We start from the raw sequence: 9,988 nt of genomic DNA, 5'->3' as shown, positions 1-9,988 counted from the left end.
ATGCAGCTAGTCGGCCGGCTTGACCGCCAGCACGGCGCAGTCCGCGCCGAGCAGGATCCGCTGGGCGACGCTGCCCATCAGCAGCTTGCCGACGGGAGAGCGGCGGCGCAGGCCGATCACGACCAGGTCGGCGGCGACGTCCTCGGCGACCGCGAGGACCTGGTCGCCGACGTCGGCGCCCATCGAGCGGCGTACGTCGACCGCGACACCCGCTGCGCCCAGCTCGGTCGCGAGTGCGGCGAGCTGGTCCTCGTCGGCATAGCGCTCATCGACCAGGGCATCACCCCGAGTGGCGTTGACGACGACGACACGTCCGTCGCGGAGCCTCGCCTCCTCCACGGCGCGGTGCAGCGCCGCCTCGCCGTACTCGTCGGGGGACCAGCCCACCACGATCGTCACTGCGTCCTGCTGGCTCATCGCACCTTCTCCTCTTCGTCGGCGGGGGCCTGGAGCTCCTCGGCCACGGCGGCCGGGGTGGGGCGGATCCGACGGACCGCCAGGGGAGCGACCACGGCGATCGCGACGACCACGTAGATCGCGATGGCGAGGGGCTCGCTCCACAGGCCGGAGACGTCGCCTCCGGAGATCGCCATCGCCTCACGCAGCTTGAGCTCCATGAGTGGGCCGAGGATGACGCCGAGGATCAGCGGCAGCACCGGCAGTGCGAACCGCCGCATCATCAGTCCGAGCAGGCCGAGGAGCAGCAGCAGGAACAGGTCGAAGGCCTGCAGGTTGGTGGCATAGGCGCCGAGCGCGGCGAAGAACAGGATGCCGGCGTAGAGCTGGGGCCGGGGGATCCGCAGCAGCTTGGCCCACACCGGGGCGAGCGGCAGGTTGAGCACCAGCAGCAGGACGTTGCCGATCAGCAGGCTCGCGAGCAGCGCCCAGACGAGGTCGGGCTGGTCGGTCATCAGGCTGGGTCCGGGCTCGATGCCGTAGCCCTGGAAGGCGGCGAGCATGACCGCGGAGGTCGCCGTCACCGGCAGGCCCAGGGCGAGCAGCGGCACGAAGGTGCCGGCGGCCGAGGCGTTGTTGGCCGCCTCCGGGCCGGCGACGCCCTCGATCGCACCCCGGCCGAACTCGTCCTGGCCCTTGCGCGCAGCGATCCGCTTCTCGGTGATGTAGGACAGGAACGTCGGGATCTCCGCGCCACCGGCCGGCACCGCGCCGAACGGGAAGCCGTACGCCGTGCCGCGCAGCCACGGGCCCCACGACCGCCTGAGGTCCAGGCGGCTCATCCACGGACGACCGACCGGGATCACGTGCGCCGGGCTGCGTCGCAGGTGGGCGGCCACCCAGAGCGCCTCGCCGAGGGCGAAGATGCCGACCGCCACCACGACGACGTCGATCCGGTCGGCGAGCAGCGGCTGGTCGAAGCTGAGCCGCGGCTGCCCGGTGTTGAGGTCGAGGCCGACGAGGCCGATGGTGAGCCCGATGAACAGGGCGATGAAGCCGCGCAGCGGCGAGCCGCCGAGCACGCTCGTCACCGACACCATCGCGAGGACCATGAGCGCGAAGTAGGACGGTGCCCCGATCTCGACGGCCACCGATGCGAGCGCCGGGGCGAAGAAGACCACGAGGAGCGTGCCGATCGTGCCCGCGACGAAGGAGCCGATGGCCGCGGTGGCGAGTGCCTGCGCGGCCTTGCCTGCCCGCGCCATCAGGTTGCCCTCGAGCGCGGTCATCACCGACGCCGACTCACCCGGCGTGTTCAGCAGGATCGCGGTCGTCGAGCCGCCGTACATGCCGCCGTAGTAGATGCCGGCGAACATGATGAAGGCGGCGACCGGGTCGAGGCCGTAGGTCACCGGCAGCAGCAGCGCGACCGCCATGGCCGGGCCGATGCCCGGCAGCACGCCGACGAAGGTGCCGAGCAGCACGCCGATGGCGCAGTACATCAGGTTCTCCGGGGTGAGGACGGCTCCGAAGCCGCCCATCAGCAGGCTGAGGTTGTCCATCAGAGCACCCCGTCCAGGATCCCGGCGGGCAGGATGACGCCCAGGCCCTCGTGGAAGGCGTACCAGCTGGTCACCGACAGCACGAGGCCGACGATCACGTCACGCACCAGGGTGCGGCTGCCGAGCGACCAGGCCGATCCGACGAAGAGGATCGCGCCGCTGATCGCCCAGCCCAGGGACGAGACCGTCAGGACCGTGAACATGAAGACGCCGACCAGCTTGAGGACGGTGACCCAGTCGGCCGGCTGGCGCAGGTCGACGTCCTCGCCGCCCTCGGCCTCCGGGACGTCGCCGCGCAGGGTCGCGAGCACCAGCAGCCCGCCGAGGAGGACGGTCACGGCGCCGATGACGTAGGGGAAGACGCGCGGCCCGACCGGGTCGCCGAAGCCGATGCGCAAGGTGGTCGCGTCGTAGACGGTGTAGGCGCCGACGACGACCAGTGCGGCCGCGAGGCCGAGCTGCGCCATGTCGCGCCGGGGCTCGGCCGCCGGGGCGGCGGGTGCGCCCGGGGTGTCCGGGTGGGTGTCGAGTGGTGTGCTCACAGCAGGTCCAGCTCCTCGAGGGTGGTGGCGACGCGCTGGTCCTGTTCCTTCAGGAACTGGGTGAAGTCGTCGCCGGTCTTGAACTCGTCGATCCAGCCGTTGTCCTCGAGGGCCTGCTGCCACTCGGGGGTCTCGTGCATCTCTTCGAGCATCGCGATGAGCTCGTCGCGCCGCTCCTCGCTGATGCCGGGGGGCGCCCACACGCCGCGCCAGTTGGTGAAGACCAGGTCGATGCCGGCCTCCGTGAGGGTGGGCGCCTCGCTGATGCCCTCACCCTTGAGCCGCTCCTCGCCGGACACGGCCAGCAGCCGCAGCTCGCCGGACGAGAGCTGGCCCTCGAACTCGCCGACGCCGGAGAAGCCGACGTCGATCTTGTTGCCGAGCAGGGCGCTCGTCAGCGGACCGCCACCGTCGTAGGGCACGTAGGTCACGTCGCGCGGGTCGACGTCCACGGCGCTGGCGAGCTGCATCGGGAACAGGTGGTCGGGGCCGCCCGGGGAGGACCCCCCGCCGACGACGATGGCGGCCGGGTCGTCCTGCCATGCCTGCACGAGGTCGTCGATCGTCTCGTACGGCGAGTCGGCGGGGACGAGGACGCCCTCCTGGTCCTCGATGAGCTGGGCCAGCGGCGTCGCGTCGTCCATCGCGTAGGGCGCACCGAACGAGTAGAGCGACCCGACCACGCCGAGGCCGGCGGTCATCAGTGTGCGCTCGTCGCCGTCGGCGTTCATCAGCCGCGTCATCGCGACCGACCCGCCGGCGCCGATCACGTTGGTGACCTCGAACGAGCCGCCGGTGATGTCGCCGTTCTCCATCACGGCCACCGCCGCGCGACCGGTCTGGTCGTAGCCGCCGCCCGGGCTGTTGGGGATCAGCATGGTCAGGTCCTGGCTCTCGTCGCCGCGGGTCACCCCGCAGCCGGTCGCCAGCACCAGCGCGCTGCCGAGGGCCACCACCGTGGCGATGGCCCGCGTCGTCCTTCGGCGCCTCATGTGCACTCCGCTCTGTCGTCTCTGTCGGCGGCCCTCGCAGGTCCGCCCACGACGATGGTGGAGACTGCGTGTGGTGCCCGTCACGCTTGGGTAAGCAATGGAGGTTGTGGAACTTGTGGTCACGTTCGCGCTGGTGGCCGGCGACCCTCGCCGGGCAGTTCCTGGTGCTGCAGCTGACGGTGCTCCTCGCCGTCGTGGCCCTGGCGAGCATCGTCTCGGTGCAGCAGAGCGACGCGGACTTCCGTGACACCCGCGGTGCCCGGCTGCGCGCGGCGGCCGAGTCGATGGCCAACATCGAGCCGGTGCGCGACCCGTTCCTGGAGGGCGTCGTCGAGCGCCGGCGGGCCTCGCTGACGTCGTACACCCAGCAGGTGCGCACCAGGGTCCAGGCCAGCGGTGTCTACCTCACCGACCCGGACGGCGTCGTCCTGGTCAGCAGCGACTTCGGCGGCCGCGAGCGACGGATCGACCTCGACGACAGCACGGTGCAGCAGCTGCGCACGTGGACCGGTGACGTCGACGACTTCGGCACCCCGTCCATCGCCGCGCAGGTGCCGATCATCGACGACGAGGGCGAGCTCGTCGGCATCGCGATGGTGGCCGAGGAGTACCCCACGTGGGGCGAACGGGCCCGCAGCGTGCTGCCGGACCTGCTGACCTTCGCGGGTCTCGGTCTCAGCCTCGGCGTCGCCGGCGCGTTCCTGCTCTCGCGCCTGATCCGGCGGCGTACGCGCGGCCTCGAGCCGGCCGCCATCGCCGCCCTCGCCGACCAGCGCGAGGCACTGCTTCACTCGATCCGCGAGGGGGTGGTCGCCGTGTCGGACGACGGCACCGTCACCGTGCTCAGCGACAGCGCCCGCGAGCTCATCGGGCTCGAGGGCGACGTGGAGGGACGGCGGGTCGACGACCTGGACCTGGATCCCGCCGTGCGCGACCTGCTGGCCGACGACGCCGAGATCCGCGACCACGTCGTGGTGCTGGGGGAGCGGGTGCTGGTCGTGAACCGCAACCCGGTCGTCGAGGGCGGGCGCCGGGTCGCCTCGGTCACCACGCTGCGCGACCGCACCGAGCTGCTCGCGCTCCAGAGCGAGCTCAGCGCGCGCGAGTCGATCACCAACACGTTGCGCGCCCAGACGCACGAGTTCCACAACCAGCTCCACACGATCTCCGGGCTGGTGCAGCTGGGGGAGTACGACGAGGTGTCCCGCCTCGTCGGCACCCTGAGCCGGCGGCGCCGCGACATCTCCGACGCCGTGACGGCGCACGTCGAGGACCCCGCCGTGGCCGCGCTCCTCATCGCCAAGACCAGCCTCGCCGCGGAGCGCGGGGTCGGCCTGGTCATGGCCCACGACAGCGACCTGCCCCGCCTCGACCCGGAGGCGTCCACCGACGTCGGCACGGTGCTGGGCAACCTCGTCGACAACGCCGTCGACGCCTCCGTGTCGGTCGGCGGCACGACGGTCGAGGTCGACGTGCGTCTCGACGGTGACGTCGTACACCTCGCCGTCGCCGACACGGGGCCCGGCGTGCGGCCCGAGATGGTCGGCGAGATCTTCCGCCGGGGCTGGAGCACCAAGGCCTCGACCGCGGAGGGGCGGGGTGTCGGACTGGCGCTGGTGCAGGTGGTCTGCGAGCGTCGGGGCGGCGCCGTCACCGTCCACCCCGGCCCGGACGGCTCGGGCGCGGTGTTCGAGGCGCAGCTGCCGGGTGCGGAAGTGGGAGTGCAGGCATGACGGGTCCGGCTGGGGCACTGGGCGTGCTCGTCGTCGACGACGACTTCATGGTCGCGCGCATCCACACCCAGTTCGTGGAGCGGACCGAGGGTTTCGTCGTGGTCGGGGTCGCCAGCAGCGGCCAGGCCGCGCTCGACGACACCGCCCGCCTGCGACCCGACCTCCTGCTGCTCGACGTGCACCTTCCCGACATGACCGGCATCGACGTGCTGCGGCGGCTGCGTGCGGCCGGCGACGACGTGGGGGTGCTGATGGTCACCGCGGCCCGTGAGGCCGACACCGTCCGGGCGGCCGCGTCCGGCGGGGCGGTGCACTACCTCGTCAAGCCGTTCGACTACGAGGACCTGCAGGTGCGCCTCGAGGCGTTCCGCGCCGCCCAGCTGGCCCTCTCCGGCACGGGTGCGCCCGGCCAGGACGACATCGACGCGGTGTTCGGGGCGGCCGCTGCCGCGCCGGCGACGGCCGTGAGCCTGCCGAAGGGGCTCAGCCCGGAGACCGCCGAGGCCGTGCACGACGCGCTGCGCGGCGCCGGCGAGCTCTCCGCGGCGGAGTGCGCCGACCTCGTCGGCATCTCCCGCGTCTCCGCGCGCCGCTACCTCGAGCACTTCGTCGCCCGCGGCGTCGTCGTCGTGCGGCTGCAGTACGGCGGAGCCGGGCGCCCCGAGCGTCGCTACCGGCCGGCCGGCTAGCTGCAGGAGGTGCGGTGCGGCCTCAGGACAGGCGTACGTCGCCGACGACGACGTCGGTCACGGCCACGTCGACCGGCGCCCGGGTGCCGGGGCCCAGCAGGTCGGACACGATCACCTCGACCAGCGCACGCACCTGCTCGACCGCGGCCGGAAGCTCGGTGCCGTAGGCGCAGACGAGGTCGATCTCGACGCGTGCCAGGCGTTCGTCGTCGCCGACGGTCAGGTCGATGCGCTCCGGTGTCGCGTCCGCACTGCGCCCCAGCGCCTCGCGCAGCCGGGAGCGCACGACGCGCGAGGCGACGTAGGTGCGCGAGCCGTGCTCGTCCTGGTCGGTGGTGCCGTCGGCAGCGACCACGACGACGGGCCGCGACGGGGTCACGGTCGCGTGGATGCGTCGCTTGACCGAGCGCGACACCGACTCCCAGTCCTCCGGCTCCTCCGCCCGAGCAGCGGCCGCCGCCCGCTCGAGGGGGCCGGTCTGACTCAACGCCATCGTGCCATCCTCTCTGCCAGCTGTCGGCGGCCGCGGTGCAGGTGGCCCCGCACGCTGCCGACCGTCGTCCCCATGGTCCGTGCGATCTCCTCGTACCCCAGACCCTCGACCTCACGCAGCAGCCAGGCCGCGCGCTGGTTCCACGGTAGTTCGTCGAGCGCTCGCTGCAAGGCCTCGAGCAGTTCGGCGTCCAGCACGTCCTGCAGCGGGTTGTCGCCGGACGCCTCGATCACGCGCGAGATGAGCTCGTCGTCGATCGGCGTCGGGCGCCGGTGCCGCTGCAGGTCCACGGCCCGTCGGTGCACCAGCCGGAACAGCCACGTCCGGATCGACGAGTCGCCGCGGAACGTGTCGAGGCTGCGCCACGCCGAGATGAACGCCTCCTGCACCACCTCGCCCGCGTCAGCCTCGCTCCCGCCGACCAGGCGTCGGGCGTAGCGCAGCATCGACGGTCCGTGCCGGTCGACCAGTGCGCCGAACGCGTCGTCGTCCCCGAGCCGGGCCGCGCGCACCAGTGCCACGTCGGAGGCGACCCCCGTGTCGTCCTGCGCGACGACGGGGGAGTGGTCAGTGGGCACGCGGGGAGTCTGCCCGGTTGTCCAACCTTTGTCCAAGGCTAGGCCGACGTGACGGGGCTCACGCCATCTCGGGCGTGACGACGAGCGAACTCGATACGACCAACCCGTGTCCCGACCACCGCGGAACGGGAGCACGTACGAACGGAGAGACCATGACCGAGAAGCAGACGCCGACCACGCCGGCCACGACGACGTCCGTCGCGACGACCGGCACCGGCACCGGAGCGCTCGTGAGCGAGCAGGGCAAGACCTCGATCGCCGACACCGTCGTCTCCAAGATCGCCGGCATCGCCGCCCGCGAGATCAGCGGTGTCCACGACCTCGGTGGTGGCACGGCCCGCGCCGTGGGCGCCCTCCGCGAGCGGATCCCGGGCTCGCGCACCAACCTGAGCCAGGGCGTGGGCGTCGAGGTGGGGGAGCACCAGGCCGCCGTCGACCTCGACATCGTCGCCGAGTACGGCGTCGCGATCGCCGACCTCGCCGCGGCCATCCGTCGCAACGTCGTCGACCAGGTCGAGCGGATGACCGGCCTGGAGGTGACCGAGGTCAACATCACCGTCCACGACGTCTTCCTGGAGGGCGACGAGCCGGACGAGGAGCCGGCGACCACGCGTGTCCAGTGAGCCGACCCCGGCCGAGCTCGCCGACCGGGTGGCACGTGCCGTCCTGGCCGTCCCCGGGGTCCACGACCTGCACGGGGGCGTGCTCGGCGAGGTCGCGACCTACCTGCCGGGACGCCGTGTGACCGGCGTACGCCTGCGCGACGGGGACACCCAGGTCCACCTGGTCCTGTCGTGGGGCGCACCGATCACCGCCACCACCGACGAGGTGCGCGCGCGTGTCGCTGCGATCGTCCCGGGCACGGTGCACGTGGCGGTGGAGGACATCGCCGCCCCCGGAGCCGACCCGGGGACCCCATGACCAGCAGCGCCGACCGGACGGTCCGCGAGCGACGTGCCGCGAGGCGTGCTGCGCTGCGGGCCGTCCACCCCGACCTGGGCGGCGACACCGAGGCGTTCATCGACGTGATGCGCGCCTTCGAGCAGCCCCACCCCGCCGGGGTGGGAGCAGGGTCGGGAACGACGCCGGAGACGGCTACGGGGGTGGCCCCCGGCGTCGGCGCTGCTGCGGCGGGCCCGGGCGCGGGGTGCGCCCGGCCCGCCACCAGCACGGTCACCGTCACCACCACCCTGCGCTCACGCACGTCGCGCCGGGCCCGCCGGGCCCGCCGCCGGCTGCGCGGCCTCGCCGCGCGTCACCGCCCGGCGTCGTGGCCCGCGCGCCACTACACGTACCTGTCAGAGGAGCGAGCATGACCACGTCCACCCTGGGCCTCATCGCAGGCCTGTTGCTGACCATCGCCATCACGACGGGCGGCCTGACCGGGCTGCTCCTGGCCGTGGTCCTCGGGACCGTCGGCTACCTGGTCGGCGGCCACGTCGACGGCGAGGTCGACGTCCGATCGCTCGTGCGAGGTCGACGTGAGTGAGGTGGCCGAGCGCAGCACCACGACGCCCGTGGCCGAGGGGCGCGGCAGCCTCAACGTCCGCGCGCAGGCCCTCCAGCACATCGTCGAGACGGTCGCGCTCGAGGTACCGGGGGTCCGTCGGACCGACGGCGGCCTGGCCGGTGTGCGTTCCGGCAGCCCGCGCGCCTCGGTGCGCGTGCGCGGCACCAACGCCCGCGTCCAGATCGAGGTCGCCTGTCAGTGGCCGGCTCCCGTGAACCGGATCGCCACCGACGTACGACGCCACGTGCTCGACCGTGCGTCCGAGCTGAGCGGGGTCCGCCTCGCCTCGGTCGACGTCACCGTCAGGCTCGACGGCACCGACGACAGGAGGACCTCATGAGCAGCCGCACCGATCGCGCCCTGGCGCGACCGCCCGTCTCACCCCACCGCGCGGTGGCCATCGGCGTCGTCGTGGCGCTCGCGCTCGTCGGCGTCGCCGTCGTCGCCGTCCGAGACCTCGCCGTCGCCCAGGGCTGGGCCACCGGTGAGCCCTGGCTGGGCGCTGGCGTCCGCAGCCTGGACGGCCTCGAGCCGTCTGCCGGCGTGCTGGCCGTCGCCACCGCCGTCGGCGTGCTGGGTCTGCTGCTGGTCCTCGCGGGCCTGCTGCCGGCGAAGCGGCGACGTGCCGGCTGCCGGCGACGCCCGCCTCTGGTCGAGCCCTTCGGCGATCGCCGAGGTCACCCGCGGTGCCGTGGACCGGTCCCAGGGCGTGGTGGCGGCGCGCGTGGCTCGCTCGTCGCGGGGCCGCGTGGTCCTCGACGTCGTGACCCGCGACGGCGCGACCGACACCGCCACCGTGCAGCGGGCACGCGAGGTGGGGAACACCGCCGGCAGCGCACTCGGCGCTCGCCGCGTCGACGTACGACTCGTCGAGGAGGAGATCGCATGACCACCCGTCGCACCCGCGGCACCGACCGCTCCGTCACCGTCCTGCTCGGCCTGGTCCTGCTGGCTCTCGCACTCCTCGCGTGGGAGTGGCGCCTCGACCTGACCGGCCGGCTCGGCGGCACCCTGCGGACGTCGGACGCCGATCCGGTGCTCGACAGCACCTGGTGGCCCTGGGCCTGGGCGGCCGCGGGCATCGCCCTCGGCCTCGTCGGCCTGGCCTGGCTGTCCTCGCACCGCCCGCGGCTCACCCGCGGCACCAGCCGGCTCGCCGGGAGCGACCCGAGCGGACGGCTGGAGGTCGACCGGTCCTCGCTCGCCTCCACCCTGGCCGGGCGCTGGAGCGACCTGGCCCCGGTGACCGGCGCGCGCGGTCGCGTGCTCCCGGACGCACCCGAGGTCGTCGAGCTGTCCGCGCACGTGGAGGTGGAGGCCGAGGCCGACGCCCTCGTCCAGGCGGCCGGCCAGCTCGAGCGCGAGGTGGCAGAGGCCTTCCCCGACGACGCGGTCCGGGTGCGGTTCCTGCTCCGGGGCCCGGCGCGCCAGCCGCTCACCCGGCGCACGACTGATATCGCCGTACAGGAGTAGGAGCGGCTCACGGCGGTGTC

The 9,988-nt window shown here is 73.3% G+C and carries 16 protein-coding genes; 9 read left to right on the top strand and 7 right to left on the bottom strand.

Features of this window, described 5'->3' with window-relative positions:
* Positions 1 to 6: 6 nt before the first annotated feature.
* Genes Q1B24_RS05645 through Q1B24_RS05630 form a run of 4 tightly spaced genes read right to left on the bottom strand, consistent with a single transcriptional unit; the run spans position 7 to position 3,492 of the window.
* Entirely contained in the window at positions 7 to 417 is a 411-nt protein-coding gene (locus tag Q1B24_RS05645) for a universal stress protein (RefSeq protein WP_299924514.1), read from the bottom strand.
* Positions 414 to 1,958, bottom strand: a complete 1,545-nt coding sequence (locus Q1B24_RS05640; protein ID WP_299924511.1) for a tripartite tricarboxylate transporter permease — start codon at positions 1,956 to 1,958, stop codon at positions 414 to 416. Before Q1B24_RS05640 ends, Q1B24_RS05645 begins: the two co-directional genes overlap by 4 nt.
* On the bottom strand, positions 1,958 to 2,500 hold the full coding sequence (locus tag Q1B24_RS05635; protein ID WP_299924508.1) for a tripartite tricarboxylate transporter TctB family protein: 543 nt from the start codon (positions 2,498 to 2,500) through the stop codon (positions 1,958 to 1,960). Before Q1B24_RS05635 ends, Q1B24_RS05640 begins: the two co-directional genes overlap by 1 nt.
* Complete coding sequence (locus Q1B24_RS05630; protein WP_299924505.1) at positions 2,497 to 3,492, bottom strand: tripartite tricarboxylate transporter substrate-binding protein; 996 nt, start codon at positions 3,490 to 3,492, stop codon at positions 2,497 to 2,499. Before Q1B24_RS05630 ends, Q1B24_RS05635 begins: the two co-directional genes overlap by 4 nt.
* 113 nt (positions 3,493 to 3,605) lie before the next feature.
* Here Q1B24_RS05630 and Q1B24_RS05625 point away from each other — a divergent pair, with 113 nt between their 5' ends.
* Complete coding sequence (locus Q1B24_RS05625; RefSeq protein WP_299924502.1) at positions 3,606 to 5,225, top strand: ATP-binding protein; 1,620 nt, start codon at positions 3,606 to 3,608, stop codon at positions 5,223 to 5,225.
* Positions 5,222 to 5,914, top strand: coding sequence for a response regulator (locus Q1B24_RS05620; protein ID WP_299924498.1), 693 nt, complete (start codon positions 5,222 to 5,224; stop codon positions 5,912 to 5,914). The genes Q1B24_RS05625 and Q1B24_RS05620 overlap by 4 nt, the downstream gene beginning before the upstream one ends.
* A 22-nt stretch (positions 5,915 to 5,936) precedes the next feature.
* On the opposite strand, the gene Q1B24_RS05615 is transcribed toward Q1B24_RS05620, so the two are convergent.
* Positions 5,937 to 6,407, bottom strand: coding sequence for a hypothetical protein (locus tag Q1B24_RS05615; RefSeq protein WP_299924495.1), 471 nt, complete (start codon positions 6,405 to 6,407; stop codon positions 5,937 to 5,939).
* The gene (locus tag Q1B24_RS05610; protein WP_299924492.1) at positions 6,398 to 6,985 is read right to left on the bottom strand and encodes a sigma-70 family RNA polymerase sigma factor; all 588 of its coding nucleotides are present in this window, start codon (positions 6,983 to 6,985) and stop codon (positions 6,398 to 6,400) included. The genes Q1B24_RS05615 and Q1B24_RS05610 overlap by 10 nt, the downstream gene beginning before the upstream one ends.
* Positions 6,986 to 7,137: 152 nt before the next feature.
* On the opposite strand from Q1B24_RS05610, the gene Q1B24_RS05605 reads away from it, so the two are divergent.
* From Q1B24_RS05605 to Q1B24_RS05585, 5 genes are read left to right on the top strand one after another with little or no spacing between them, the layout of a single operon-like run.
* Positions 7,138 to 7,608, top strand: a complete 471-nt coding sequence (locus Q1B24_RS05605) for an Asp23/Gls24 family envelope stress response protein (protein WP_299924489.1) — start codon at positions 7,138 to 7,140, stop codon at positions 7,606 to 7,608.
* Positions 7,598 to 7,906: a hypothetical protein gene (locus Q1B24_RS05600; RefSeq protein ID WP_299924486.1), complete on the top strand. Its 309-nt coding sequence runs from the start codon at positions 7,598 to 7,600 to the stop codon at positions 7,904 to 7,906. The genes Q1B24_RS05605 and Q1B24_RS05600 overlap by 11 nt, the downstream gene beginning before the upstream one ends.
* Positions 7,903 to 8,301, top strand: coding sequence for a hypothetical protein (locus tag Q1B24_RS05595; protein ID WP_299924483.1), 399 nt, complete (start codon positions 7,903 to 7,905; stop codon positions 8,299 to 8,301). The genes Q1B24_RS05600 and Q1B24_RS05595 overlap by 4 nt, the downstream gene beginning before the upstream one ends.
* A complete protein-coding gene (locus tag Q1B24_RS05590) occupies positions 8,298 to 8,474 on the top strand; it encodes a DUF2273 domain-containing protein (protein WP_299924480.1) in 177 nt (58 codons plus the stop codon). Before Q1B24_RS05595 ends, Q1B24_RS05590 begins: the two co-directional genes overlap by 4 nt.
* Entirely contained in the window at positions 8,467 to 8,835 is a 369-nt protein-coding gene (locus Q1B24_RS05585) for an Asp23/Gls24 family envelope stress response protein (RefSeq protein WP_299924477.1), read from the top strand. The genes Q1B24_RS05590 and Q1B24_RS05585 overlap by 8 nt, the downstream gene beginning before the upstream one ends.
* A 38-nt stretch (positions 8,836 to 8,873) precedes the next feature.
* Here the strand turns inward: Q1B24_RS05585 and Q1B24_RS05580 are convergent, their stop codons facing one another.
* A complete protein-coding gene (locus tag Q1B24_RS05580; RefSeq protein ID WP_299924474.1) occupies positions 8,874 to 9,176 on the bottom strand; it encodes a hypothetical protein in 303 nt (100 codons plus the stop codon).
* 10 nt (positions 9,177 to 9,186) lie between these two features.
* On the opposite strand from Q1B24_RS05580, the gene Q1B24_RS05575 reads away from it, so the two are divergent.
* Both Q1B24_RS05575 and Q1B24_RS05570 read left to right on the top strand, forming a co-directional pair.
* Positions 9,187 to 9,384, top strand: a complete 198-nt coding sequence (locus Q1B24_RS05575) for a hypothetical protein (RefSeq protein WP_299924471.1) — start codon at positions 9,187 to 9,189, stop codon at positions 9,382 to 9,384.
* Entirely contained in the window at positions 9,381 to 9,968 is a 588-nt protein-coding gene (locus tag Q1B24_RS05570) for a hypothetical protein (RefSeq protein ID WP_299924468.1), read from the top strand. The genes Q1B24_RS05575 and Q1B24_RS05570 overlap by 4 nt, the downstream gene beginning before the upstream one ends.
* Positions 9,969 to 9,988 lie beyond the last annotated feature (20 nt).

The organism is uncultured Nocardioides sp. (assembly GCF_947488025.1).
GTDB lineage: Bacteria > Actinomycetota > Actinomycetes > Propionibacteriales > Nocardioidaceae > Nocardioides.
The sequence above is the reverse complement of the archived record's forward strand: the minus strand, read 5'-3'. Positions and strand labels throughout refer to the sequence as shown.